At 72.3% G+C, this 24091-nt stretch carries 27 protein-coding genes; 9 read left to right on the top strand and 18 right to left on the bottom strand.

What is annotated here, in order from left to right:
- Window positions 1-65: 65 nt before the first annotated feature.
- Window positions 66-320, top strand: coding sequence for a plastocyanin/azurin family copper-binding protein (locus ACV530_RS01360; protein ID WP_494330300.1), 255 nt, complete (start codon window positions 66-68; stop codon window positions 318-320).
- Between the two features lie 14 nt (window positions 321-334).
- Here ACV530_RS01360 and ACV530_RS01365 read toward each other — a convergent pair whose 3' ends face one another.
- Together ACV530_RS01365 and ACV530_RS01370 are read right to left on the bottom strand one after the other, a co-directional pair.
- Entirely contained in the window at window positions 335-1300 is a 966-nt protein-coding gene (locus tag ACV530_RS01365; RefSeq protein ID WP_494330301.1) for a GNAT family N-acetyltransferase, read from the bottom strand.
- A 69-nt stretch (window positions 1301-1369) separates the two neighbouring features.
- Entirely contained in the window at window positions 1370-1780 is a 411-nt protein-coding gene (locus ACV530_RS01370) for a VOC family protein (RefSeq protein ID WP_494330302.1), read from the bottom strand.
- Between the two features lie 52 nt (window positions 1781-1832).
- On the opposite strand from ACV530_RS01370, the gene ACV530_RS01375 reads away from it, so the two are divergent.
- Together ACV530_RS01375 and ACV530_RS01380 are read left to right on the top strand one after the other, a co-directional pair.
- Entirely contained in the window at window positions 1833-2261 is a 429-nt protein-coding gene (locus ACV530_RS01375; protein ID WP_494330303.1) for a MarR family winged helix-turn-helix transcriptional regulator, read from the top strand.
- Between the two features lie 42 nt (window positions 2262-2303).
- A complete protein-coding gene (locus ACV530_RS01380) occupies window positions 2304-2735 on the top strand; it encodes an ASCH domain-containing protein (RefSeq protein WP_494330304.1) in 432 nt (143 codons plus the stop codon).
- A 9-nt stretch (window positions 2736-2744) separates the two neighbouring features.
- On the opposite strand, the gene ACV530_RS01385 is transcribed toward ACV530_RS01380, so the two are convergent.
- Window positions 2745-3392, bottom strand: coding sequence for a CatB-related O-acetyltransferase (locus tag ACV530_RS01385; protein WP_494330305.1), 648 nt, complete (start codon window positions 3390-3392; stop codon window positions 2745-2747).
- Window positions 3393-3499: 107 nt separating this feature from the next.
- Between ACV530_RS01385 and ACV530_RS01390 the strand changes: the two genes are divergently transcribed.
- Entirely contained in the window at window positions 3500-4333 is an 834-nt protein-coding gene (locus tag ACV530_RS01390) for an alpha/beta fold hydrolase (protein ID WP_494330306.1), read from the top strand.
- A 114-nt stretch (window positions 4334-4447) separates the two neighbouring features.
- On the top strand, window positions 4448-4708 hold the full coding sequence (locus ACV530_RS01395; protein WP_494330307.1) for a hypothetical protein: 261 nt from the start codon (window positions 4448-4450) through the stop codon (window positions 4706-4708).
- Between the two features lie 18 nt (window positions 4709-4726).
- Here the strand turns inward: ACV530_RS01395 and ACV530_RS01400 are convergent, their stop codons facing one another.
- The 10 genes from ACV530_RS01400 to infC form a co-directional block, all read right to left on the bottom strand.
- Entirely contained in the window at window positions 4727-5257 is a 531-nt protein-coding gene (locus ACV530_RS01400; protein ID WP_494330308.1) for an NUDIX hydrolase, read from the bottom strand.
- A gap of 58 nt (window positions 5258-5315) precedes the next feature.
- Window positions 5316-6653, bottom strand: a complete 1338-nt coding sequence (locus tag ACV530_RS01405; protein ID WP_494330309.1) for a tetratricopeptide repeat protein — start codon at window positions 6651-6653, stop codon at window positions 5316-5318.
- Window positions 6654-6766: 113 nt separating this feature from the next.
- On the bottom strand, window positions 6767-7882 hold the full coding sequence (locus ACV530_RS01410; RefSeq protein ID WP_494330310.1) for a PP2C family protein-serine/threonine phosphatase: 1116 nt from the start codon (window positions 7880-7882) through the stop codon (window positions 6767-6769).
- Between the two features lie 249 nt (window positions 7883-8131).
- Window positions 8132-10642 carry a phenylalanine--tRNA ligase subunit beta gene (gene pheT / locus ACV530_RS01415; protein WP_494330311.1) on the bottom strand — a complete coding sequence of 837 codons (2511 nt, stop codon included), beginning with the start codon at window positions 10640-10642 and terminating at the stop codon, window positions 8132-8134.
- Window positions 10642-11760, bottom strand: a complete 1119-nt coding sequence (gene pheS, locus ACV530_RS01420; protein WP_494330312.1) for a phenylalanine--tRNA ligase subunit alpha — start codon at window positions 11758-11760, stop codon at window positions 10642-10644. Before pheS ends, pheT begins: the two co-directional genes overlap by 1 nt.
- Window positions 11761-11919: 159 nt before the next feature.
- The gene (locus ACV530_RS01425) at window positions 11920-13035 is read right to left on the bottom strand and encodes a sensor histidine kinase (RefSeq protein ID WP_494330313.1); all 1116 of its coding nucleotides are present in this window, start codon (window positions 13033-13035) and stop codon (window positions 11920-11922) included.
- A gap of 39 nt (window positions 13036-13074) precedes the next feature.
- On the bottom strand, window positions 13075-13929 hold the full coding sequence (locus ACV530_RS01430; protein WP_494330314.1) for a TrmH family RNA methyltransferase: 855 nt from the start codon (window positions 13927-13929) through the stop codon (window positions 13075-13077).
- Between the two features lie 126 nt (window positions 13930-14055).
- A complete protein-coding gene (gene rplT, locus ACV530_RS01435) occupies window positions 14056-14442 on the bottom strand; it encodes a 50S ribosomal protein L20 (protein ID WP_071964710.1) in 387 nt (128 codons plus the stop codon).
- Between the two features lie 100 nt (window positions 14443-14542).
- A complete protein-coding gene (gene rpmI / locus ACV530_RS01440) occupies window positions 14543-14737 on the bottom strand; it encodes a 50S ribosomal protein L35 (RefSeq protein ID WP_171085849.1) in 195 nt (64 codons plus the stop codon).
- Between the two features lie 131 nt (window positions 14738-14868).
- Window positions 14869-15507: a translation initiation factor IF-3 gene (gene infC, locus ACV530_RS01445; RefSeq protein WP_494330532.1), complete on the bottom strand. Its 639-nt coding sequence runs from the start codon at window positions 15505-15507 to the stop codon at window positions 14869-14871.
- Window positions 15508-15894: 387 nt separating this feature from the next.
- On the opposite strand from infC, the gene ACV530_RS01450 reads away from it, so the two are divergent.
- Window positions 15895-16272: a DUF1844 domain-containing protein gene (locus tag ACV530_RS01450; RefSeq protein ID WP_494330315.1), complete on the top strand. Its 378-nt coding sequence runs from the start codon at window positions 15895-15897 to the stop codon at window positions 16270-16272.
- A 25-nt stretch (window positions 16273-16297) separates the two neighbouring features.
- Here the strand turns inward: ACV530_RS01450 and ACV530_RS01455 are convergent, their stop codons facing one another.
- The 4 genes from ACV530_RS01455 to ACV530_RS01470 form a co-directional block, all read right to left on the bottom strand.
- Window positions 16298-17119, bottom strand: coding sequence for an aquaporin (locus ACV530_RS01455; RefSeq protein WP_494330316.1), 822 nt, complete (start codon window positions 17117-17119; stop codon window positions 16298-16300).
- 99 nt (window positions 17120-17218) lie between these two features.
- A complete protein-coding gene (locus ACV530_RS01460; protein WP_494330317.1) occupies window positions 17219-17950 on the bottom strand; it encodes an SseB family protein in 732 nt (243 codons plus the stop codon).
- A 56-nt stretch (window positions 17951-18006) separates the two neighbouring features.
- The gene (gene mycP, locus ACV530_RS01465; RefSeq protein WP_494330318.1) at window positions 18007-19167 is read right to left on the bottom strand and encodes a type VII secretion-associated serine protease mycosin; all 1161 of its coding nucleotides are present in this window, start codon (window positions 19165-19167) and stop codon (window positions 18007-18009) included.
- Window positions 19164-20003 carry a hypothetical protein gene (locus tag ACV530_RS01470; RefSeq protein ID WP_494330319.1) on the bottom strand — a complete coding sequence of 280 codons (840 nt, stop codon included), beginning with the start codon at window positions 20001-20003 and terminating at the stop codon, window positions 19164-19166. The genes mycP and ACV530_RS01470 overlap by 4 nt, the downstream gene beginning before the upstream one ends.
- Window positions 20004-20160: 157 nt before the next feature.
- On the opposite strand from ACV530_RS01470, the gene ACV530_RS01475 reads away from it, so the two are divergent.
- The 3 genes from ACV530_RS01475 to ACV530_RS01485 all read left to right on the top strand — a co-directional run bounded on the left by ACV530_RS01475 (window position 20161) and on the right by ACV530_RS01485 (window position 22881).
- Window positions 20161-21378, top strand: coding sequence for an amino acid deaminase/aldolase (locus ACV530_RS01475; protein ID WP_494330320.1), 1218 nt, complete (start codon window positions 20161-20163; stop codon window positions 21376-21378).
- A 52-nt stretch (window positions 21379-21430) separates the two neighbouring features.
- Window positions 21431-22372 (top strand): helix-turn-helix domain-containing protein, encoded by a 942-nt coding sequence (locus tag ACV530_RS01480; RefSeq protein WP_494330321.1) that lies wholly within the window; start codon window positions 21431-21433, stop codon window positions 22370-22372.
- An 80-nt stretch (window positions 22373-22452) separates the two neighbouring features.
- Window positions 22453-22881 (top strand): ATP-binding protein, encoded by a 429-nt coding sequence (locus ACV530_RS01485; protein WP_494330322.1) that lies wholly within the window; start codon window positions 22453-22455, stop codon window positions 22879-22881.
- Window positions 22882-22901: 20 nt separating this feature from the next.
- Here the strand turns inward: ACV530_RS01485 and ACV530_RS01490 are convergent, their stop codons facing one another.
- A complete protein-coding gene (locus ACV530_RS01490; RefSeq protein WP_494330323.1) occupies window positions 22902-24005 on the bottom strand; it encodes an alkene reductase in 1104 nt (367 codons plus the stop codon).
- Window positions 24006-24091 lie beyond the last annotated feature (86 nt).

Raw genomic sequence — 24091 nt, forward strand, 5'->3', positions numbered from 1 at the left:
CGCATGGACCAGGGCAATTCCCCGCTGTCCCGAGGCCTTCCACCCCAAGACGAAGGGGGCCTCCCATGGCCACGTTCAACGTATCCATCGTGGACTTCGCCTTCCAGCCGGACCAGTTGTCGATCGCGGTCGGCGACAAGGTCATCTGGACCAACAACGGCGGCACCGACCACACGGTGACGTCGAACGTCGGAACAACCCTCAATTCTGGCCACATCCCCCCGAAAGGAACGTTCGACCACGACTTCACGCAGAGCGGGACAGTCCCGTACCACTGCTCGATCCACCCGGACATGACGGGAAGCATCACGGTCGGGTAAGGCCGCCTTCCCGCTCAGCCCAACGGCCGGGCATACGTCACGAACTTCCGCTCCGCCACGAAGCCCATCGTCTCGTAGATCCCCAGTGCGCCGGTCGGGTTGGCGGCGTCGACGATCAATTCCGCCTTGTCGTACCCCTGGTTCCCGGCCTCGGCCAGCGTGTGCGCCAGCAGGACGCGCGCCGCGCCCCGGCCCCGGTGGGCCGGCCGGGTGCCCAAGTGGCCGATCGTGCACGAGCGGTGTCCCGTGGCAGCGTTGTCGGCGGCGTACTCGTCGGCGAGGAGGTACGCCGCGACGCGGCCGTCGGCATCGAGCAGCAGGGCGGACAGAGCGGGGCGGAACGAACGGTCCCCGGTGAACCACGTTTCCCAGTCGGTCTTGTCCGTCTCCGTGTGATTCCAGTGGTCGCGGAACGCGTCGTTGTGCGCGCTGCGGGTCGCCTCGTCGAGAGACGTCTCGAAGGGCACCAGGCGCAGCCCGTCCGGCACCTCCGCAGCGGGCAGCCGGTCAGCGCGCAAGCCGTGCGTCATACCGAACCAGTAGCGGCGGGGCTCGAATCCGGTGTGCCGAGCCAGGGCCGCCAGCCCTGCGTTGGCGGCCGCCCCGTCGATCAACAGCTCTGCCGGTACGCCGGGATGGCGCTCCGTCCGGATCGCATCCGCGCGGCTGCGCATCCAGTCGACCAGCCGGGCGCCGATCCCCTGCCTGCGCCAGTCCGGATGGACGGCGGCGCTGGTCCCGAAGCGGGCGATGTCCTGTACGTGCTCCGGCCCGTAGACCATCGCGTACGCCACCAGCCGCGGCCCGTGCCACAGGCCGACGGTGTTGTGCGCCAAGTCCACCTTGGGGTCGGTGAGCTCGTGGAGGACATCCGCCTCGTCCTCGTGCAGGCCCGTCCTGTCGGCTCGTTCGACCTCTTCGCGCAAGGCTGCGAGGTCCTGGGCGTCGGCCGTACAGAGAGGCTTTGGGGTGATATCCACCCTGTCAACGTTACAAAGAGGTAAAAGACAACTCAAAAGGTTTTTTCAACCCTGAGCCGGATGCTTCCCTCAATAGGACTGGAACTCCAGCAAGTTGCCCTCGGGGTCACGGACATGGGCCGTACGGCACGTCGACCCCCATTCGGGGCGCGCGGTCGGCCCGGCGACGTCCTGTGCGCCGTGTGCCAGGCACAGGGCGTGGGCCGCGTCGACATCGGGGACCCTGCTGACCAGCATCACCGCGTCCTGGGCGGGCCAGGACCCGGGCAGATCGGAGGTCCCCACCGCCGCGGCCATCGCGGCGCGGTCGAAGAGACTGACCACGCCTTCCTCCCCCACATCCCAACTCGCGTACGGCCCCTCCTCGCTGCCGCGCGCCAGGTGCGCGCCGATCAGCTTCGGCAGGACGGTGTCGTAGAACCGGAAGCATGCGCCGAACCGGGTCACGAGCAGGCGCGGGTGCATGGCATCCATGTACATCCCCCAAACGATAGGAACACACCAACGATTGGTGGTGACCTATCCTAATCACATGTCCACGACGCCACCGAGCCTCACTTCGCTCACCAGCTATCTGCTGTCCAAGGTGGGCAAGAACGCCCGAGGGATGCTCGCCGAACGCCTCGCGGCCAAGGATCTGAGGCTGTGGCACATGGCGACTCTCGCCGCCCTCGCCGACTTCGGCCCGCACCCCCAGCGGGACCTCGCGCGGCGGCTGGACATCCACGCCAGCGACATGGCCAAGCTTCTCGACGAACTCGACGGCCGCGGACACGTCACGCGCGAACGCGATCCCGCGGACCGCCGCCGGCTTCTGGTCGCCATCACGGCGGAGGGTCGCGAGGCTCTCGCCGTCCTCACCGACGACGCCGTAGCCGTTCAGGAGGCGATCCTCGCGCCTCTCAACCCCGACGAACGCGCTCTTCTCCACGGCCTGTTGCTCCGCTTGTACAACGCATAAATCAGCGGAGCGGCTGGTGCCGCAGACGGCTAGCGTGTGCACATGACATCCGAATCGTCCCTTCCCACCGTCGAATTCGCCTTCCCCGGTCCCCTCCGCGACCGCCTCGTCGCGGCCGTCCTCGACGGCACCAAGACCTCCACCACCGGCCTGGTCGCCGACTACGAGTACACCGGCGAGCCGTTGCCGGAGCCCGGCGACCGCTACGTCGTCGTGGACTCCGGCAACCGGCCGGTCGGTGTCATCGAGGTGACGGGCAGAAGCGTGGTCCCGCTGGCCGATGTGGACTTCGCCCATGTCGTGGACGAAGGAGAGGGGGACGCGTCGATCGCCGAATGGCGTGCCAACCACGAGAAGTTCTGGCACGGCGCGGATGTGCGGGACGCGCTGGGGGACCCGGAATTCACGGTCGACGACCGGACCATGGTGGTCCTGGAGCGTTTCCGCCTGGTCGAGGACCTGCGCTCCAGCTGAGCAGCGCGGTTACCGCTCCCCCGGCGCCGCCGCCTCCAACTCCTCGACCGTGCCGGACATGATCGTGCGGACGTGCTTCGTGATGTGCTCGAGCGGCCAGTCCCACCACGCCACGGCCAGCAGGCGCTCGATGTCCTCGTCGCTGTAGCGACGGCGGATCACGCGGCCCGGGTTGCCGCCGACGATGGCGTAGTCGGGGACGTCGTCGACGACGACGGCGCCGGAGGCGATGACCGCGCCGTGGCCGATGCGGACACCCGGCATCACCATGGAGCGGTAGCCGAACCAGACGTCGTGGCCGACCACGGTGTCACCACGCCCGGGGAGGCCCGTGATGAGGTCGAAGTGGTCGGACCAGGAGCCGCCCATGACCGGGAAGGGGAACGTGGAGGGGCCGTCCATGCGGTGGTTGGCGCCGTTCATGATGAACCGGACGCCCTCGCCCAGGGCGCAGAACTTGCCGATGACGAGCTTCTCCGGGCCGTAGTGGTAGAGGACGTTGCGGGTCTCGAAGGCGGTCGGGTCGTCCGGGTCGTCGTAGTACGTGAACTCGCCCACCTCGATCAGCGGTGAGGTGACCAGGGGCTTGAGCAGAACGACGCGCGGCTGTTCCGGCATCGGGTGCAGGACGGTCGGGTCGGCGGGGATCAGCGGCATGGTGATCGGCTCCTTGTCGTGCTGCGGCAGGGCGGCTGGTTCATGATCAACTATCGCATCTCGTGCTGTCCCGGAATTAGCGTGCGGGCAGCAGGGTTGTGGCAGGCATGCCGCTGTATGCCAAGAGCACCGATGGAATCCGTATCGCCTACCAGCCCCGGGGAGCCGAAACCGGCGTGCCGCTCGTGCTGCTGGCGGGGCAGGCGAACAGCCATCGCTGGTGGGACGGTGTGCGGGAGGACTTCGAGGACACGCACCGCACCGTCACGCTCGACTACCGGGGCACCGGGGACAGCGACAAGCCCGACGAGCCCTACAGCACCGAGGGGTTCGCGCGGGATGTGATCGCGGTGCTGGACGATCTCGGTGTGGAGCGCGCTCATGTCTACGGCACGTCCATGGGCGGGCGGGTGGCGCAGTGGGTCGCGGCGCGGTACCCGGATCGGGTGCGGGCGCTGGTGCTCGGGTGTACGTCGCCGGGTGGTCCGCACGGCGTGGAGCGCGGCAACGAAGTACGCAGGGCGCTGGCCCAACCGGGGCCGGCGGCACGGGAGGCGCTGCTCGGGCTGATGTACACGCCGGCCTGGACGGCAACCCGTACGGGGCCGTTCACCACGCTCGGTGACCCCGCGATGCCGCCGTACGCGCGGCGACGGCATCTGGCGGCCAGCAACGCGCACGACGCGTGGGATGTACTGCCGCGCATCGAGGCGCCCACGCTCGTGGTGCACGGCGACGACGACGTCTTCAATCCCGTGGCGAATGCCCCGCTGCTCGCGGGGCGTATTCCGGGTGCGCGGCTCCATCTCATATCCGGTGCGCGCCATGCCTACTTCGAGGAGTTCCGTGCCACGGCCGGGCCGCTCGTCCTGGACTTCCTCGCCGAATACGACGAATACGACCGCCGCACACGGGAGTTCGCACGGGGTGTGCGCATGTGACTCGCAGATACCCTCCGCACACGCTCCCGCCGCGCGCCCCCACACGGTTGACTCATGCCGTAAGGCAACCAAGGCAACACAGCGTACGGGGGCTTCCCGGAAGGAGTACGGACCGTGACCATCCACCCCGAGCACGCCGCCAAGGCGGGTGAGCTCGCGGAGCTCCGGCGCAGGGTCGATGTGGGCGTCGTCCGCATCGACGGGCATCTCGCCCTGCTGACCCAGCGCAGCGATCAGACGGAGCGCGAGATCACCGAAGTGGCGGATCGGGTCAAGGCGTTGGAGCACGGCAGGTGGCCGTTGCCGTCGATCGCCGCGCTCACCGGCGTGGCCGCGCTGGTGCTCGCCCTGTGGCAGGCGGCCATGAGCCGGTGAACGCGGCGGGGGCCCGGGTCAGCCGAGCCGGATGTGGTGCAGGAGCAGCAGTGCCGCCGCCATGTTGGCGGCCGGTACCTCGCCGTGGGCGATCATGTCGGGTACGAGCTTGAGCGGCACCCATTCGCGACGGTCGGATTCGAAGCCGTCCTCGGGGTCACCGATGTACTCGGCCTCGTCCGTCCAGTAGATGTGGTGGCGGGCGTCGGTGAGCCCGTTGGACGGTTCGACCGTCATCAGGTGCTGCAACGGGCCGGGCCGCCATCCCGTTTCCTCCTCCATTTCGCGGGCTGCCGCGCGGGCGATGTCCTCACCGTCCTCGACCACTCCGGCCGCCAGCTCCCAGCCCCAGGTGTCGGTGATGAACCGGTGCCGCCACAGCAGCAGGACCTCGTTGGCCGCGTTGACCACCGTGGCGACGGCGACCGGCCGCAGCCGGATGAGGAAGTGGTCGAGGTGCCGGCCGTCGGGGAGTTCGACGTCCGCGAGGTTGACCTGGAACCAGCGGTTCTCGTAGACGGTTGCTTCGTTGAGGTTTTTCCAACGCACGTGTCTGCCACCTTCCGCCGAGGTGGCCACCTACCCGGGCGCTGGCCGGCCATGGCCCTCACCAGGGCACGCGCAACGCCCCGTCGATCATTTCGGCGGCCTCGGCGGTGGCCGCGCACCTGCTTTCGATCAGGTGCTCGCGCACCGCGCGGAGGCGGTCGCGTAAGCGCTGCGATTCCATGCCCCGCGCCTGCTCGGTCATCTCCTGAGCGGTGGCCACCGCCTTGTCCGCGTCTCCTTGACGCAGCTCGATATGCGTGAGCATGGCAAGCCGGTGGACACGGCCCCGGTCGTGGGCGGGGGTGTCGACGGCCCGGTCCGCGTGCTCACGGGCGGGCCTCAGATCGCCCAGACTCAGCAGTGCCTCCGCCACCTGGACGTTGACCAGGCCGGGCTGCACATAGCCGGTCTCGGCGGGTTCCTGGCCGCGGTGGATGCGCTCGGCCGCGGACTCGGCGCGGCGGATGCAAGCGAGTGCTCCGGCGCCGTCGCCGAGGCGGGCGTAGGCCTTGGCCTGCATCGCGTACAGGTCCGCGGAGAGAGCGGGGGTCATGTGGGGGCCGGCGGATCTGAGCGCGGACTCGGCGAACGCGACGGCCTGGCGGTACTCCCCCAGGAACAGCGACTGGTTGACGATGAGGGCTATCACATACGCCCCGAGGCCCCGGTCGCCGCTGGCCTTGGCGAGCCGCAGCGCCTGGTGGAAGTAGCGCTGGGCGAGACCGTGCGCGTCGGAGTCGTAGGCGCAGATACCGGCGACGGCCACCAGCCCCCCGGTGGCACGGTGGAGTTGGCGCCCGGCGGCGTCGGAGTAGCTGCCGCGCAGCAGGGGCGCGGCCTCGGCGTTGAGGAATCCGACGACGCGGGCACGCGTGCCGATGCCGCCGGCCTTGCGGTACATCTGCTCGTAGTGCGTACGGGCGGCGCGCAGCATGTCGATGTCGTCCATGGAGACCCGCGTGAGGCCGCGCCGGGAGACGTCGGCGTCCTCGGGCGGGTTCTCCCACTCCCAGACGGGGATCACGGCGTGGGTGCCGGTCACCGCGGGGGCGCGTACGACGTGTTCGCGCTGCTGCTGGTCGGAGCGCCACAGGGCGGTGGCCCGCTCGACGAAGCCGGACAGCGGGGTGCCGGGGGTCCGGGAGGTGCCGGGGGTGCCGAGGCCTATGTCGTCGAGGGTCAGGGCGCGGTGCAGGCGTTCGCCGAGGACCTCGCAGATGAGGTCGGGCACCTGGCCGCGCGGGCGTTGGCCCTTCAACCAGCGGGCCACGGCGGTGTGTTCGTAACGCAACGCCAGTCCTCGGACCCGGCCCGCCGCGTTGACGTGGGCGGCCAGGCCGGCGTGGGAGATCCCGGCCTCGTCGAGGATGGCGTCGAGCAGTGTGTTGGGCTCCATTGCCCGCCCTCCGTTGCGCTCGGTGGACTCAGCGTAGTGGGGGTCCGTTCGCACGGGGTGCGAATCGGGCCGGGTGCGAATCGGGCCGGGCGGCCGCCATCGCCGAACAAGCGTTACTGCCGGGCGGCGCAGGGCAGGGCCAGGGGTGCGGAGGTGCGCCGGCGGTCGTTGCGCAGGGCGAGCAGGGCGAAGTCGTCGGTGAGCAGTCCGCGGGTGTGGCGCAGCAGGGCGGCCTTGACGCGCTCGACGATCGCGGCGGGGACGAGCGGGGCGTGGCGGGCGGCTTCGGCGAGGGTTCTGGCGAGCGGGAAGAACTCGCCGGCCGCGTCCCTGGCGTCCTCGGCGCCGTCCGTGTGCAGCACCAGGGCGTCGCCGGGCAGGAGTTGGGTCAGCGACATCAGGGGGAGGTCGGCGGGGAGGGGGAAGAGCCCGAGCGGGGGCAGGGGTTCGGCGGAGGCCAGGACGACGGCCGTGCCGGTGCTGCCGCAGAGGCGATGGGGCCAGGGGTGACCGCAGTTGAGGGCCATGACCTGGCCCTCTTCGCGTACTTCGAGGAGCAGTACGGTCGCGAACTCCTCGGTGTCCTGCCGGTCCGGGGGGTCGGTGTGCATGCGGTCGCGCAGGTGGCGGTCCAGTGCGCGCTCCAAGCGGCGCAGGACGCCGGGCAGTTCGGCCTCGTCGTGGGCCGCCTCGCGGAAGGTGCCGAGCAGGGCGGCGACGGTGGCGACGGCGGGGATGCCGTGCCCGCGGACGTCGCCCATGACGAGGCGCACCCCATGTGGGGTGGAGAGCGCCTCGTAGAGGTCCCCGCCGATGAGGGCACCTTGGCTGGCAGACAGGTGGACACTGGCGAGGGTGATGCCCGCGAGGCGGGGCGGCAGGGGCCGCAGCACGGCGAGTTGGGCGGTGGCGGCGACCTCGCGGACGCGTGCGAGCTCCTCGAGGACCTTCAGGCCGCGGCCGCTGGTGAGGTAGCTGGCGACGATGACGGCGAGGATGGCGCAGCAGGTGCCGAGGCGGTTGACGGGGCCCTCGGGGTTGACGGAGCCGAGCGGCACGAGCGCGAACAGCGCGCAGCCGCCGCCGAGGAGGACGCACCGTTTGCGGCCGGTTCCGGCGCAGGCGATGGCGGGTGCGGCGGCCAGCAGTTGAACGAACTGCGCACCGAGAGGGCTGACGAACTCCCAGGTCACCACTGCGAACACCCAGAGACCGGGCAGTACGAACACGAAAGCCCGTCGGCACCACAGAGCTCCGGCACGGATCATTTCCGTCGGTCCCCCTATGCAGCGCAATGACGTGCACGATTCTCGCGATCAGTAACGAGCGCGCAAGGACCTACTAACCGGATTCCACCCTATTGAGTGATATTCGGAACGTGCTGGCACGGGCTGCTGTGACGGTTCGTGACACGCGTGAGGGGCGTTCCGGCCGACCGGAACGCCCCTCACCCTGTGTGCGGTTACACGCCTGTGCGGTTACGCGCCGCGCAGCACCGCGCCCGTGCGCTCGACGGCCTCGCGCACCGCGGCGTCGCGGGCGGCCGAGGCCTCGTCGGCGGTCAGGGTGCGGTCCCCGGCACGGAAGCGCAGGGCGTAGGCCAGCGACTTCCTGCCCGCGCCGAGCTGTTCGCCGGTGAAGACGTCGAACAGGCGCAGCGACTCGAGGAGTTCGCCCGCGCCGGCGCGCAGCGCGCGCTCGACGTCGGCGGCGGCCACCGAGCTGTCCACGACGAGCGCGACGTCCTGCGTGGCCACCGGGAAGGCGGACACGCGCGGGGCCTCGACGACGCCGGCACCGGCGCGCTCGAGGAGGTCGAGGTCGATCTCCATCGCGCAGGTGCGCTCCGGCAGGCCGAAGGCCTTGGTGACGCGCGGGTGCAGCTCACCGGCGTTGCCGACGGCCACCTCCTCGCCGTCGACGACGACCAGGAGCGCGGCGCAGCGGCCGGGGTGGAACGGTGCCTGCTGGTCCTGGCGGACGATCAGCTCGGCCCCGGCCTCGCGGGCGACGGTGCGGCCCGCCTCGACGGCGTCGGCCCAGGTCGCCGGGTGGCCCTGGCCCCACCAGCCGGTGCGCTCGCGCGCCCCGGCGAGGACGACGGCGGCGTGGCGCGGCTGCGCGGGCAGCGTGGCGTCGAGGCCGGCGATCTCCTCGTCGGTGGGACGGCGGTCCACGGGCAGGCGGAGCGCGGGGCGCTCCTCGCCGGTGGGCCGGAAGACCAGGCCGGTCTCGAAGAGCGCGAGGTCGTGCTCACCGCGGCTGTCGTTGCGGCGCAGGGCGGCGAAGAGCCCCGGCAGCAGCGTGGTGCGCAGCGCGGGCTCGGCCTCGGAGAGCGGGTTGACGAGGCGCACCGTGACCCGGCGTGCGTCGTCGGCCTCCAGGCCGAGGTGGTCGAGGGCCCAGTCGCCGATGAACGGGTAGTTGAGGGCCTCGACGTACCCGGCGCCGGCCAGGGCGCGGCCGGCCCGGCGGTGCAGGCGCTGCCGCGCGGTCAGACCGCGGCCGGCGGGCGGCTGCGGGAGGGTGGAGGGCAGGTTCTCGTAGCCCTCGAGCCGGATGACCTCCTCGGCGAGGTCGTTCGGGTCGGTGAGGTCGGGCCGCCAGCTGGGGACGGTGACGATGAGCTCGTCCTGCCCGTAGACGTCGCAGCCCACCTGCTGGAGGCGGCGGACGACGGTCTCACGGCCGTACTCGACACCGGCGACGCGGTCCGGGTGGTCGGCGTGCAGCGCGATGGTGCGGGGGGCGCCGGGGGCGACGATCTCGGTGACGCCCGCCTCGGGGGTGCCGCCGGCCAGGAGCACCAGCAGGTCGACGGTGCGCTGGGCCGCGGCGGACGTGGCCTCCGGGTCGATGCCGCGCTCGAAGCGCTTGGACGCCTCGGAGGACAGCTTGTGGCGGCGCGCGGTGCGGGAGATGGAGACGGCGTCGAAGTGGGCGGATTCGATGACCACTTCGGTGGTGCCGCGGCCCTCGGTGTGGTCCGCGATCTCCGTGTCGGCGCCGCCCATCACACCGGCGAGCCCGATGGGGCCGCTGTTGTCGGTGATGACGAGGTCCTCGGCGTCCAGGACGCGCTTGGTGCCGTCGAGGGTGGTGAGCTTCTCGCCCCGCTCGGCACGGCGGACGCCGATGGTCCCGTCGACGCGCGAGCGGTCGTAGGCGTGCAGCGGCTGGCCGAGCTCGAGCATCACGTAGTTGGTGACGTCGACCGTGAGCGAGACCGGGCGCATGCCGGCCTTCTGCAGACGGCGCTGGAGCCAGATCGGGGAGCGCGCCTCGGGGTCGAGACCCGTGACCGTACGCGCGGTGAAGCGGCCGCAGCCGACCGGGTCGGCGACCTTGACCGGGTAGCCGTAGCTGTTGGGCGCAGGGACGTCCAGCAGGGCCGGGTCGCGCAGCGGCAGACCGTAGGCGGTGGCGACCTCGCGGGCGATGCCGCGCAGGGACAGGCAGTAGCCGCGGTCCGGGGTGACGGCGATGTCGAGGACGTCGTCGCGCAGTTCGAGCAGCGCGATCGCGTCGGTGCCGACCTCGTGCTCGGGGGTGAGCACGATGATGCCGTGCGAGCCGTCGTCGCCCATGCCCAGCTCGTCGCCGGAGCAGATCATGCCGCGCGACACCTTGCCGTAGGTCTTGCGCTCGGCGATCGCGAAGTCACCGGGCAGCACGGCGCCGGGCAGCGCGACGACGACCTTGTCGCCGACGGTGAAGTTGCGGGCGCCGCAGACGATCTCCTGCGGCTCGCCGGTGCCGTTGGCCGACCCGACGTCGACGGTGCAGAAGCGGATCGGCTTGCGGAAGCCCTCCAGCTCCTCGATGGTGAGGACCTTGCCGACGACCAGGGGACCGGTGAGGTCGCTGCCGAGGTGCTCGACCCGCTCGACCTCGAGGCCGGCGGCGATCAGCTTGGCCTGGACGTCGCGGCCGGTCGCGTCGGCCGGCAGGTCGACGTATTCCCGCAGCCAGGAAAGCGGGGCGCGCATCAGATCTCCATCCCGAACGGCCGGGTGAAGCGCACGTCACCCTCGACCATGTCTCGCATGTCCTCGACGTTGTGGCGGAACATCAGCATCCGCTCGATACCGAACCCGAAGGCGAACCCGCTGTACCGCTCCGGGTCGATGCCGGCGGCGATCAGCACCCGCGGGTTGACCATGCCGCAGCCGCCGAGCTCGATCCAGCCCTCGCTGGAGCAGGTGCGGCAGGGGCGGTCGGGGTTGCCGATCGACTCGCCGCGGCACATGTAGCACTGCATGTCCAGCTCGGCCGACGGCTCGGTGAACGGGAAGTAGTTCGGGCGCAGCCGGGTGGTGAGGCCCTCGCCGAACAGCGAGCGGACCATGTGCTCGATGGTGCCCTTGAGGTCGGCCATGGTCAGGCCCTCGTCGATGGCGAGCAGCTCGACCTGGTGGAAGACCGGGGTGTGGGTGGCGTCCAGCTCGTCGGTGCGGTAGACGCGGCCGGGGCACACCACGTAGACGGGCGGCTCGCGGTCGAGCATCGAGCGGACCTGCACCGGGGAGGTGTGGGTGCGCAGCACGACGCCGGACTCGTCCTTCTTGGCGCCGGCCACGAAGAAGGTGTCCTGCATGGCGCGGGCCGGGTGGTCGGGCTCGAAGTTGAGGGCGTCGAAGTTGAACCACTCGGCCTCGACCTCGGGGCCCTCGGCGACCTCGTAGCCCATGGCGACGAAGACGTCCTCGACGCGCTCCATGAAGGTGGTCAGCGGGTGGCGGGCACCGGCCGGGACGCGGTCGTACGGCAGGGTGACGTCCACCGCCTCCTCGACCAGCACCCGGGCGTCGCGCTCGGCCTCCAGCTCGGTCTGGCGGGCGGCGAAGGCCTTGTTCACGGCGCCGCGGGCCATGCCCACGCGCTTGCCGGCCTCGGCCTTGGCCTGCGGCGGCAGCGCGCCGATCTCACGGTTGGCGAGCGCGAGCGGGGAGCGGTCGCCCATGTGGGCGGCCTTCGCCTCGCGCAGGGCGTCGAGGTCGGCGGCCGCGGCGAAGGCGGCGAGCGCCCCGTCCCGCATGCGCTCGATCTCTTCCGGTTTCAGTGCCTCGACCTCTACAGGGTCGTACGACTTGTTGGGTGCGGACATCTCTTCCCGTGCTTCCGATTGTCCCGGGGGGTACCCCCCGGGCTTCGCTCCGCTGAGCAGCTCGCCTTACGACGTTGGCTTACGACGTTGGTGCCAAAAAGGTGCCAAAGGTCGAGTCTAAGGGGAGCAGGTGTCCTGATGAGCCCGTGGGCTGGCGCTTCAGCTCTGGGAGAGGAAGGCCGGCGCTCCCACGGGCAGGGTAAACCGGAACTGGGCGCCGCCGTGCGGGGCCCGTCCGACGGTGACCGTGCCGCCGTGCGCCTCGACGATGCCCTTGACGATGTACAGACCCAGCCCGGTGCCGCCGCGCTTGCTGCCCCGCCAGAAGCGGGTGAAGACGCGGGTCATCGCGTCCTCGGGGATGCCGGGTCCCTCATCGCTCACGGTGACCGCCGTCCCCTCCGTACGGGTCTGTGTCAGTGCCGGTGCCACTTCCATGGTCACCGTTCCCTCGCCGTGGCGCACCGCATTTTCCAGCAGGTTGCCGAGCACCTGGTCGATCTTGTCGGGGTCCGCCCACAGCGGGGGCAGCGGGTCCACGACGCGGACCGCGAACCGGTCGGCCCGCTGCCCGCGTGCCACCCGGGCCGCCACGTGCCGGCGCATGGCGGCGGCCATGTCCACGGGCTGGCGGCGCACCTCCAGCCGCCCGGAGTCGATGCGGGAGATGTCGAGCAGCTCGGCGATGAGCCGGGTGACGCGGTCGGCGTCGGCGTCGACGGTCTCGAGCATCAGCCGCTTCTGGTCGTCGGTGAACCGCTCCCACTTGGCCAGCAGCGTCGCCGTGAAGCCCTTGACGGAGGTCAGCGGCGAGCGCAGCTCGTGGGCGACGGTGGCGATCAGCTCGGCGTGGCTGCGCTCGGTGCGCCGCCGCGCCTCGGTGCCGCGCAGCTGGACGACGACGCGCACCACGGGCCCGGTCGGCCGCTCACGGACGTACCGCGCGGAGACCAGCACCTCGCGGCCGCCGGGCAGCAGCAGGTTCCGCTCGGGCTGGCCGGCCCGGATGGCGAGCCCACCGTACGGATCGGTCAGCGCCCACCAGCGGCGGCCGTCCAGGTCCTCCAGCGGCAGCGCGCTCTCCAGCGGCCGGCCGAGCACGTCCGCCGGGCGGACGGCGGTGATACGGGCGGCGGCGGCGTTGAAGCAGGTGACGCGGCCCGAGGCATCGGCGACGACCAGGCCGTCCGGCAGGTCGTCGGGGTGCAGGCCGCATGGGGCGGCGCCGTCCTCGAACAGGGCGGCCACACTGTTGGACGACGTTCTGACGGTCACACCCGACACCCCCTTCCGGCCCCCGCGCGCGACACCCTACTAGCTGGAGGTCACGGAGCGGCACCCTCCGTGCGCGCGCTGCGCACGCGCCGAGGCGTAGAGGCAGACCGCGGCGGCCGTGGCGAGGTTGAGGCTCTCGGCCTTGCCGTGGATCGGGACCCGCACCACCTCGTCCGCGAGCGCCCGGGTCTCCTCGGGCAGTCCCCAGGCCTCGTTGCCGAAGACCCAGGCGGTGGCGCCGCCCATCGTGCCCTGGTCGAGCTCGGCGTCCAGGTCGCGCTCCCCCGCGCCGTCGGCGGCGAGGATGCGTACGCCCGCCTCCCGCAGGCCGCCGACGGCCCGCTCGACGGGGACGCCGACGGCGACCGGCAGATGGAAGAGGGAGCCGACGGAGGCCCGGACCGACTTGGGGTTGTAGAGGTCCACCGAGGCGTCGGTGAGCACGACGGCGTCGGCTCCGGCGGCGTCGGCGCAGCGCAGCACGGTGCCGGCGTTGCCGGGGTCCCGGACGTGCGCGAGGACGGCGACCAGCCGGGGGCGGGCGGCGAGGATGTCCTCGAAGGGCGAGTCGAGGAAGCGGCAGACGCCGACGAGGCCCTGCGGGGTGACGGTCTGCGAGATGTCGGCGACCACCTGGTCGTCGGCGTGGTGGACGCGGACCCCGGCGGCATGGGCGGCCGCCACGATGTCGGCGTGGCGTTCGGCGGCCTCGACGGTGGCGAAGAGCTCGAGGAGGGTGGGTTCGCCGCCGTGGCGGTGCTCGATCGCCTCGCGCACGGCCTGCGGGCCCTCGGCGATGAACCGGCGCTCCTTGACCCGGAAGCTGCGTTTGGCCAGCCGGCGGGCGGCGATGACGCGGGGGGAGCGCGGGGAGATCAGCTCGGGGGTGCCCATGGGCGGCGGCTCACTTCGTTCAAAGCGGTGGCGGTGCGGAGAACAACCGGAGAAAGAACCGGAGAACAACCGGACCCGCAGGCCAACGGCCTGCGGGTCCGGGCGGAAGCCTTGCGGCTCGGTGCCTCAGGCGGCGGCCTTCGGCGCGTTGACGTCGGCCGGCAGCGCCTTCTGGGCAACCTCGACGAGCGCGGCGAACGCGTTCATGTCGTTGACCGCGAGCTCGGCCAGGATCTTGCGGTCCACCTCGATGTTGGCGGCCTTCAGACCCTGGATGAGGCGGTTGTAGGTCATGCCGTTCTGGCGGGCAGCGGCGTTGATGCGCTGGATCCACAGCTGACGGAAGTCGCCCTTGCGCTTCTTACGGTCGTTGTAGTTGTAGACCAGCGAGTGGGTGACCTGCTCCTTGGCCTTGCGGTACAGGCGCGACCGCTGGCCGCGGTAGCCGCTGGCCGCCTCGAGGATCGCCCGGCGCTTCTTGTGCGCGTTGACTGCGCGCTTGACGCGTGCCACTTGTTAACTCCTTGTAGCGGGGCCGCGGTGGTCTCTCATGCGGCCCGGAAACGATTGGGTCCCGGTCTTGACGCGCACCCCGCGGGCGGGGTGCGTGGCGTCACTTGCCGAGAAGCTTCTTGATCTTCGCGGCGTCGCCCGGGGCCATCTCGGCGTTGCCGGTGAGGCGACGCGTCAGCTTGGACGACTTGTGCTCGAGCAGGTGGCGCTTGCCGGCGCGCTCACGCAGCACCTTGCCGGAGCCGGTGATCTTGAAGCGCTTGCTGGCACCGCTGTGCGTCTTGTTCTTCGGCATCGCGCCGTATCTCCTCGTCAGTGGCGCTCCCCTTGCCCGTGGTGCGGGCGCAGGGGAGCGTCAGCTTCTTCGATTGCTGTCCGGGACCTTGCGGCCCCGGGCGGGGGGCGAACCGGGCCGGGGCCCTTGGCTCACGCCTCTGCGGGTTCCTCGGCGGTGTCCGCAGCGGATCCCTCGGCGGCGTCCGCGGCGGCGACACCCTGGCGCTCCGCCTTGCGGGCGGCCTGTGCCTCGCGGGCTTCGGCCATCGCCTCGGTCTTCTTCTTGTGCGGACCGAGAACCATGATCATGTTGCGGCCGTCCTGCTTGGGGTTCGACTCGACGAAACCCAGGTCCTGGACGTCTTCCGCGAGGCGCTGCAGCAGGCGGTAGCCCAGCTCGGGCCGGGACTGCTCGCGACCACGGAACATGATCGTGATCTTGACCTTGTCGCCCTGCTTGAGGAACCGGACGACGTGACCCTTCTTGGTGTCGTAGTCGTGCGGGTCGATCTTCGGCCGGAGCTTCATCTCCTTGATGACCGTGTGCGCCTGGTTCTTGCGCGCCTCACGGGCCTTCATGGCCGACTCGTACTTGAACTTCCCGTAGTCCATGAGCTTGCAGACCGGCGGGCGTGCGTTTGCCGCCACCTCGACCAGGTCGAGGTCGTACTCCTGCGCAAGCTCCAGGGCCTTGGCAAGCGGCACAATGCCGACCTGCTCGCCACTGGGACCGACAAGTCGCACCTCGGGAACGCGAATCCGGTCGTTGATGCGGGGCTCGGCGCTGATGGATCCTCCTCGGTAGCACCACGCGGCTGCCTGGGTGACTGCCGCGCAACGTCTTTCAGTGAGACCAACCGCGCCGGGTACACGAAAAATGCCCCGGACGGGAACACAGGCGGGGCTCCAAGGAAAACCGGAACCGCCACGGTGAACCCGCGGGGCGCATCGGACGGCTCCATCGTCCGTACGGAACGATGGGCGCCGCCTGACCGGAGACCTGTCGGCCCGGGGGCCGGCGAGGTGGGAGTTCGGAGCCTCCACTTGTGGGCCGGACACCATGTGACCGGCCGGTCGCACTCCAGCATACCAGCGCTCCGGGGCGGTACCCACCCGAGTGAGCGCGGGCCCTAGGCTGACGGTCACAGAACAGCGGAAACCAGCGGAAGAACAGTGATGAGCGACGCCACCCCCGACGCCACCCCCGAGCCGGCCGGCAACCCCGGCTTCGACGACCTGACCCGTGACATCGCGGACGTGCCCGCCGTCGAGGTGATCACCACGGTCGCGGTGCACCTGATGAGCGCCGCCGCCGTCAACCTCGGCCTGGCCGAGGAAGGCGAGCGGCACAAGGACCTCGACGAGGCCCGCAAGCTGATCACGGCACTCGCCGGGCTGGTCACCGCGGGAGCCACCGAGATCAGCAACTTCCACGCGGGGCCCCTGCGCGACGGCCTCCGGTCGCTCCAGCTGGCCTTCCGCGAGGCCTCCCTCGTGCCGGACGAGCCGGGCCAGGGCCCCGGCGAGAAGTTCACCGGGCCGGTCTTCGGCTGAGGACCGGGGACTGAGGACTGAGCCCTCAGTCCGCGGACTTCCCCGGCTCCTCGTCCGTCCCACCCCTCACGGTCGGTTCCCCCGGCCGGTGGTGGGGCGGCACCGCGCGCTCGTCCGCGATCAGGACGGGCGCGCCCCGGGGCTGGGTGATCTGGTGCACGAAGGACGCGAGCACGCCGCCGACGAGCGGGGCCACGATGAACAGCCACAGGTTGGACAGCGCCCCGCCGGTCGCGAAGACCGCCGGGCCGAGGCTGCGGGCCGGGTTCACGGAGGCCCCGGTCAGCGGGACCCCGACCAGCTCGATCACGACGAGCGCCATGCCGATCGGGATGGCACCGAAGCCCACCACCGCGACCTTGTGCGTCACCGCGAGCCAGACGAAGACCAGCAGGAAGGTCAGCACGACCTCGGCGAGGAACGCGCCGCCGGTGCTGAGGTGCACCGCCGACCGGTCGCCGTAGCCGTTGGTGCCGAAGGCGCCGTGGGTTTTCAGGCCCGGCACCTGCTTGGCAAGCAGGAGCAGCAGCGCCGCGCCGACGATGGCGCCGAGGATCTGGGCGATCCAGTACTCGATCGCCGTGCGCAGCGCGATGCGGCCCTCCACGAGGAAGGCGAGCGTCACCGCCGGATTGAGCTGGCAGCCCGAGATCGGGCCCAGCGCGTAGATGAGGGCCACAAGAGTGAAACCGAAGGCAAGGGCGATGCCGAGCGCGCCGATGTAGTCGGCGGCGAGGACCGCGGAACCGACGGCGAAGAAGACCAGCAGCAGGGTGCCGATGAATTCCGCCGCCACGGTCCGTGTCTCCACGGGGTCCAGCTTCCAGGTGTCCAGCTTCACGTCCATGGCGTCCTCCCGGGGAAACTCGTGGACTGTCCTCGCATTGTCGGACGGCCCACTCCCCCGCGCCTGTCGGAGCCGGAGCGCCTGTCGGAGCCGGGCGGATCAGCGGCGCAGCAGCGGCTCCTGGTCCAGTTCCGTGCCGGGGTGCAGGAGGGCCAGGTCGAGGCCCCGGACGAGCCGGGCGCGCAGGACCTCGTCGGTCGCCAGCACGTTGACGACGCGCTCGACGACCGGGTGCGGTGAGGCGTCCTCGGCCAGGGCGAGCGTGATCGTGCCGTCGGCCTCCCCGCCGGGGGTGAGGTACGCGCGCACGATGCCCGGCTCGGCCTCCAGCGCCCCCCGGAGCGCCTCCCTGACGGCCGGGTCGGCCAGCGGGTCGGTGTTCGTACGCCCCTCGGCCAGGGCGAGCAGGGCCGGGCCGGTCAGCTGGTAGGTGACGGGGCCGGCGAGGTCGAGGACGATCGTGTCCGCCTTCTCGTGCGCGGCGGCCTGCATCGCCTGGTGCAGCGGCACGGCGACCGGGCGGGCGTCGGCGCGCCAGGCGGCCAGCGAGGCGACCGAGGTGAAGGCGGGCAGGGCCCGGCGGCCGTTCGCCTCGAGGGTCGGGACGGCCATGTCGCTGGTCTTCTCCCGCTTGAGACCGTCCGGCCCCTCCTCCACCTCGCCGAGCACGGCGACCACGGGCACCAGCAGCCGCGCCCCGGGCAGTGCCGCGAGCACCCGCGGCTCGGCGGCCGGGTCGGCGGACCAGGCGGCGAGCGCCTCGGTCAGCGCGGGGTCGGCGGAGCCGTCGTCGTCGGAGAAACCGGGGTCGGGAATGTTCTTGAGCGCCACGCGACGAGGGTATCGGGGCCCCGTCCGGCCCAGGACCAGGGGTTGGAACCTAGAGGTCAGGACCAGGGGTCGCGCCGCCGCCCGCCCCGCCACAGCACCGCCGCGGCCGCGAGCAGCACCGCCCCCGCCGCGCCCGCGGCGAGCGCCACCGGGCCGGGCCCGAAGCCGCCGCGCCCGGTGCGGTCCGGAAGGGGCCCGCCGCCGAAGTACCGCGGCGCGGGCGGGGGCGCCTGCGGGGCGGCCTCGGCGGTGATGCCGCGGGCCAGGGCGGCCGCCGGGTCCACCAGGCCCGCGCCCTGCTCGTCGCTGTGCCCGCCCGGCGAGGTGTTCCGCGCGGTCCCGACCAGCAGCCGGCGCACCCTGTCCGGGGCGAGGCCGGGGTAGGCGGACCGGACGAGCGCGGCGGCGCCCGAGACGAACGCGGCGGCGGCGCTGGTGCCCCAGCCCTCGTAGTAGCGCCGGTCGGGGTCGGCGATGACGACGCCGACGCCGGGTGCGCTGACGGCCGCGTACCAGCGGCGGGTGGAGAAGGGCGCCCGGTCGCCGTAGCGGTCCACCGCCGTCACCGCGATCACGCCCGGGTAGGCGGCCGGGTAGGAGGCGGGGTCGCCGTGCTCGCCGCCGTTGCCGGCCGACGCGACCACGACGGCGCCCTTGCGCAGCGCGTACTGCACGGCGGCGTCCTCGCCGGGGTCGGGGTGCGCGGTGTCGCTGTCGTCGCCCAGCGACAGGTTGATCACGTCGGCGCCGTGGTCGGCGGCCCAGCGGATGCCCTCGGCGAGCGCGCCGCCGCGGGCTCCGCGGGCGCGGGGCCGGGAGGGGTCGGCGTCCTCGAGGATCACCCGCACCGGCAGGATCCTCGCCTCCGGCGCGACGCCGATCACCCCGTCCGCGTTGTCCGGGCCGTGGCCGCGGCCGGCGATGATCCCGGCCATCGCGGTCCCGTGCCGCGCCCATGCGCGCTCCCCGCGCCCGGCGCCGAACCCGACGAGGTCCTTGCCCGGCAGGACCCTCCCGCGCAGGTCGGGGTGGCCCGCGTCGACCCCGGTGTCGAGGACCGCGACCGTCGCCCCCGCTCCCCTGGTCGTGCGCCAGGCGTCCTCGGTGTGCAGGGCGTCGAGGGCCCACTCCTGGATCCGTATCGCGTCGGCCCGCGCGGGGGCGGTGCCGACCGCGGCGAAGGCCACGACGAGCGCGAGCAGGCGTACCCGTTTCACCGGTCCTCCTCCTGCCGCTCCGGCCCCCGTGCCGCCGCCCGGTAGTCGTGCTCGACCCGCTCCTCGAGGGCCGTCGCGTCGTGGCCGAGGCCCGCCTGGGCCGGGGCGGTGGTCGCGCCCGGGGCGACCGCCTGCGCGGCGGGCTGCGGCGGGACGCCGGTACGGGCGTCGGCGAAGCCGCTCACGGCGAAGACGACCGCCGGGACGTCGGTGAGCACCTCGATCCGCCAGCTCGCCCGCTGGGCGTCGCCGAACCGTTCGGCGACGGTGCCGGGGGGCGCGTAGGCGCGGGGCATCGAGTCGGCACGTTCGTCGAGCCGTTCGGCGGCGAACCGCTTGCGCAGGTCGCGCATGCCGTCCTCCTCGGCGTCCGTGACGACCAGGCCGACCGTGGTGACGCTGGTCGACGTGGCGTCGGTGTACGTGGCCCGCAGCAGGCGCCGGCAGCCCACCGGGGCCAGCGCGTCGGCGAGTTGCGGGTCGAAGGCGCCGGCGCAGCCGTCGTCGGGGGCGACACCAATGCGCGTCCAGGCGCGTGCCGCACCGCCCGGCCCCGCGTCCTCTGCGCGCACGGTGCGGGGGAAGATGTCGTCCACGGGGACGTTGTGCCACTGGGTGCCGCCGCGTACGTAGGCGCGTTCGGCGGCAGTGCGTTCGGGCGGTCCGGTCAGCCAACTCCCGGCCGCCGCACCGGCGATGAGGCCCGATCCGAGCACCGCGCAGACGGCCGCGGCCGTCCTGCGCCGGGCGCCGCCGGCCGGTGCCGCGACGGCCGCCGGCGGGTGGGCGGGACGCGGGGGCACGAACGCAGGCGCCCGGTCCGCTTCGGTGGTCACCGTGCGCTTCCCCCTCGTATCCGGACATCCCGCCACGGCGTGGCGATCCACGTGGTCCACGGCGTCCGCGCCACTTTACGGTCCGGACCGCCGCCCCGGCCATTCGCGGGGCAGCACACCTCTACCCCTCGGTAACGCGCTCTGGCAGGCTGCGCGCATGTCGCCCGCGATAGCACACGCCGTCGGCCCCGTCATGGACCGTGCCCGCTACGACCGGGCCACCGCCCGCCTCGACGCCCCGCTGGCCGTGGTCGACCTCCGGGCGTTCGACGCGAACGCCGCCGATCTGGTGCGGCGGGCGCGGGGCAAGCCGGTGCGGGTGGCGACCAAGTCCGTACGCAGCCGGGCCCTGTTGGAGCGGGTGCTGGCGCGGGACGGCTTCGCGGGGGTGATGAGCCATACGCTCGCCGAGTCGCTGTGGCTGGCCCGGTCGGGGATCGACGACGTGCTGCTGGCCTACCCCTCGGCCGACCGCGCGGCCTTCGCCGAGCTGACCTCCGATGCCGCCCTCGCCCGCGCGGTCACGGTGACGGTCGACGACCCGGCGCAGCTGGCGCTGATCGACTCCGCCCGGAGCGGCCGCGAAGTGGTGCGCGTCTGCCTGGAGTTGGACACCTCGCTGCGGCTGTTCGGCGGCCGGCTGCGCGTCGGCGCGCTGCGCTCGCCGCTGCACGACGCGGACCGGCTCGCCGAGCTCGCCCGCGCCGTCGACCGCCGCCCCGGTTTCCGGCTGGTCGGGCTGATGGCGTACGAGGCGCACATCGCCGGAGTCGGCGACGCCGTGGCCGGCCGGCCGGTCACCTCGCGGGCGGTCCGGCTGCTGCAGGCCGCCGCCCGCCGGCAGCTGGCCGTCCTGCGCGCCGAGGCCGTACGGGCCGTACGGGCGGTCGTGGAGCTGGAGTTCGTCAACGGCGGCGGTACGGGCAGCGTGCAGCACACGGCCGCCGAGGAGGCGGTCACGGAGGTCGCCGCCGGTTCGGGGCTGTACGTGCCGCGGCTGTTCGACGGCTACACCTCCTTCCGCGGCAGCCCCGCGGCGCTCTTCGCCCTGCCGGTCGTGCGCCGCCCCGGGCCCGGCGTGGTGACCGTCCTGGGCGGCGGCTACCCGGCGTCGGGCGCGGCCGGGGCGGACCGGCTCCCGGTGCCGTACCTCCCGGAGGGCCTGCGGCTCGCGGGGCGGGAGGGCGCGGGCGAGGTCCAGACCCCGCTGCTGGGCACGCCGGCGGACGATCTGCTGATCGGCGACAAGGTGTGGTTCCGGCACGCGAAGGCGGGCGAGCTGTGCGAGCGCTTCGCGGAGCTCCATCTCGTCGACGGCGACCGGGTGGTGGGGACGGCGCCGACGTACCGGGGCGAGGGGCACACCTTCCTGTGATCACGCCATAGCCTTTGACTCTCCAGCGACGGGAGACTCCACAGTGGGCGGCATGGACGACGGCACTCTCCACTCGATCGGCGAACTGGCCCGGCTGACCGGTCTTCCGGTCAAGACCATCCGGTTCTGGTCCGACGAGGGCGTGGTGCCGCCGACCGCCCGTACTCCCGCGGGCTACCGGCTCTACGACCAGGGCGCCCTGGCCCGTCTGGGTCTCGTCCGTACGCTGCGCGAGCTCGGCGTCGGCCTCACCACCGTCCAGCGCGTGCTGGCTCGCGAGGTGACCGTCGCCGATGTCGCCGCCGCGCACGCCGAGGCGCTGGACGCGCACATCCGCACGCTGCGGTTGCGCCAGGCGGTCCTGCGAGCGGTGGCCGGCCGCGGGTCGACATCCGAGGAGCTGGAACTCATGAACACACTCGCCCACCTCACGGACGACGAACGCCGCCGTCTGATCCACGACTTCATCGACCACGCCTTCGACGGACTCGATGTCGACGGCGAGTTCATGGTGATGATGCGCGGCGCGATGCCCGTCCTGCCGGACGACCCGTCGCCGGAGCAGATCGACGCCTGGGTGGAGCTCGCCGGGCTCGTCCAGGACGACGGCTTCCGTACGCGCATACGCCGCGCCGCCGCCGACCAGGTCCGGGCCCGCGCGGAAGCCGGGCAGCCGGACGCGGACGCCGCACGGCAGTTGGCGGAGCTCGTGCGGGAGCACGTGACCGCCGCGCGGGACGCGGGCATCGCCCCCGGCTCGGCAGCGGGACGGCCCGTGATCGACGAACTCGCGCGCCGCTGCGCCGAACTGGCCGGCCGCGAGGACGGACCGGAGTTCCGCGCGTGGCTCCTGGAGCGGATGGAGATCGGCCACACGTCGGGCTACGAGCGGTACTGGCAGCTCATTTCGGTGATCAACGGCTGGCCGGTGAATCCGGGCATGGGCACGGCTGTCGAGTGGCTGATCGCAGGACTGCACGCCGACGCGCCGTGACACTACCGGGACGTGTCCGGCAATCTCCCCACTCGTTCTAGTGGCAGGAATGCCCGTCCCGTCTCCCTGAAGGAGCCTTGATGCGACGAGTCCTCACCGCGGTCACCATGGCCGCGACGGCCCTGACCCTGGGATCGGCGGCCTCCGCCCAGGCCGCGCCCCTGCCCAAGATCACGGACGTGAGCGGGCTGACCGTCCTCGACACCGGCAGCCTGGGTGACACGGTCGACTCGGCCGCGCAGAAGACGACGCACGTCGCGGGCGAGACCGGGGGCAACGCCCTGAAGCGGACCGTGCCCGCCACGGGCCGTACGGGCGGCACGGTCGTGAAGAAGACAACCGCCGCCGCCCGGCGCGCGGTCGGCGACACGGCGGGCTCGGCCGGCGACATCCTGGGCGAGACCACCAGGTCGGCCACCCAGGAGCTGCCCGCCCCCGGCGGCCTCCCGACACGGAACCTGCCGGCCTCCGGCGCTGTCCCCGTCAAGGGCCTGCCCGGGCTCAGCTGAAGCGGTCAGGGCTGACGCGGTCAGGACGCGGCCACCGCGGGAAGCACCGGATAGTCGGTGTACCCGCGGTGGTCGCCGCGGTAGTAGGTCTCCTCGTCGGCCGGGGTGAACGGGCCGCCCGCGCGGAACCGTTCGACGAGGTCGGGGTTGGAGATGAACAGCGTGCCGAAGGACAGGATGTCGGCCAGGCCGTCCCCGACCAGACGCAGGTCGCCATGGCCCGCGGGCCACGACTGGTCGGTCTCATGCGGGTTGAGCATGAACGTCCCTGGCCACAGGGCGCGCAGCTTCTCCGTCAGCGCCCGGTTGCCGGGGAATTCGAAGACGTGCACATAGGACAGGTCGTCGCGCAGTTCGCCGAGCAGCGCGGTGTACAGCGCACCGGTGTCGCCTTCCGTGAGGCCGAAGGGGGTGCAGCCGGGCGAGATGCGCAGCGCCAGCCGCTCGGGCCCGGTCACGGCGGCAACCGCGTCGACGAGTTCGAGGGCGAAGCGGATGCGGTTGGCGATGCTCCCGCCGTAGCGGTCGGTGCGGTCGTTGGCGTTCTCCGAGAAGAACTGGTGGATCAAGTATCCGTACGCCCCGTGGAGTTCGACGCCGTCGAAACCCGCGCGCAGGGCGTTGCCCGCGGCGTCGGCGAACGCCTCGATGGTGTCCCGGATGTCGTGTGCGGTCATGGCCGACGGCACGGGGTACGACTTGCGTACGGCCGGTTCCCCCGACACCCGTACGACCCCGGACGCGGCCACGGCCGACGGGGCGAGCGGATACAGGCTCCCGTTCCCCGGCAGCAGCTCGGGGTGGCTGTTGCGGCCCGCGTGCATCAACTGCGCGTAGATGCGCCCGCCCGCGCGGTGCACGGCGTCGGTGACCTGCCGCCACGACCGCGTCTGCTGCTCGCTGTGCAGGCCGGGGGTGTCGGTGTAGCCCTGGCCGACCTCGTTGGGCTGTATCGCCTCGGCGACGATCAGCCCGGCAGAGGCCCGTTGCGCGTAGTACTCCGCCATGAGGGGCGTGGCGGACAGCCCTTCGCCGTAGGCGCGGCGGCGCGTGAGCGGCGCCATGGCGATGCGGTTGGGGAGGGTGAGCGGGCCGAGGGCGATGGGGTCGAAGGCGGTGGGCATGAAGTGCCGTCCCTGTGAGGTGATTTGTGGTGGAGTGACGCAGCCATGATCGGATTCGACGGCATGCTGCACCATTCGCGCCCGGC

The sequence above is a fragment of the Streptomyces sp. SX-6 genome, assembly GCF_059089585.1.

Excerpts from the sequence above, each read along its gene's own strand:
- ACV530_RS01480 (WP_494330321.1), top strand. The coding sequence starts at position 21,431 with ATGGACGACGGCACTCTCCACTCGATCGGCGAACTGGCCCGGCTGACC.
- ACV530_RS01370 (WP_494330302.1), bottom strand. The coding sequence starts at position 1,780 with ATGTACATGGATGCCATGCACCCGCGCCTGCTCGTGACCCGGTTCGGC.
- ACV530_RS01485 (WP_494330322.1), top strand. The coding sequence starts at position 22,453 with ATGCGACGAGTCCTCACCGCGGTCACCATGGCCGCGACGGCCCTGACC.
- ACV530_RS01405 (WP_494330309.1), bottom strand. The coding sequence starts at position 6,653 with ATGGAGCCCAACACACTGCTCGACGCCATCCTCGACGAGGCCGGGATC.
- ACV530_RS01385 (WP_494330305.1), bottom strand. The coding sequence starts at position 3,392 with ATGCCGCTGATCCCCGCCGACCCGACCGTCCTGCACCCGATGCCGGAA.
- pheS (WP_494330312.1), bottom strand. The coding sequence starts at position 11,760 with ATGTCCGCACCCAACAAGTCGTACGACCCTGTAGAGGTCGAGGCACTG.
- ACV530_RS01475 (WP_494330320.1), top strand. The coding sequence starts at position 20,161 with ATGTCGCCCGCGATAGCACACGCCGTCGGCCCCGTCATGGACCGTGCC.
- ACV530_RS01390 (WP_494330306.1), top strand. The coding sequence starts at position 3,500 with ATGCCGCTGTATGCCAAGAGCACCGATGGAATCCGTATCGCCTACCAG.
- ACV530_RS01380 (WP_494330304.1), top strand. The coding sequence starts at position 2,304 with ATGACATCCGAATCGTCCCTTCCCACCGTCGAATTCGCCTTCCCCGGT.
- ACV530_RS01360 (WP_494330300.1), top strand. The coding sequence starts at position 66 with ATGGCCACGTTCAACGTATCCATCGTGGACTTCGCCTTCCAGCCGGAC.
- ACV530_RS01455 (WP_494330316.1), bottom strand. The coding sequence starts at position 17,119 with ATGGACGTGAAGCTGGACACCTGGAAGCTGGACCCCGTGGAGACACGG.
- ACV530_RS01450 (WP_494330315.1), top strand. The coding sequence starts at position 15,895 with ATGAGCGACGCCACCCCCGACGCCACCCCCGAGCCGGCCGGCAACCCC.
- ACV530_RS01430 (WP_494330314.1), bottom strand. The coding sequence starts at position 13,929 with ATGGGCACCCCCGAGCTGATCTCCCCGCGCTCCCCCCGCGTCATCGCC.
- ACV530_RS01490 (WP_494330323.1), bottom strand. The coding sequence starts at position 24,005 with ATGCCCACCGCCTTCGACCCCATCGCCCTCGGCCCGCTCACCCTCCCC.
- rpmI (WP_171085849.1), bottom strand. The coding sequence starts at position 14,737 with ATGCCGAAGAACAAGACGCACAGCGGTGCCAGCAAGCGCTTCAAGATC.
- pheT (WP_494330311.1), bottom strand. The coding sequence starts at position 10,642 with ATGCGCGCCCCGCTTTCCTGGCTGCGGGAATACGTCGACCTGCCGGCC.
- ACV530_RS01375 (WP_494330303.1), top strand. The coding sequence starts at position 1,833 with ATGTCCACGACGCCACCGAGCCTCACTTCGCTCACCAGCTATCTGCTG.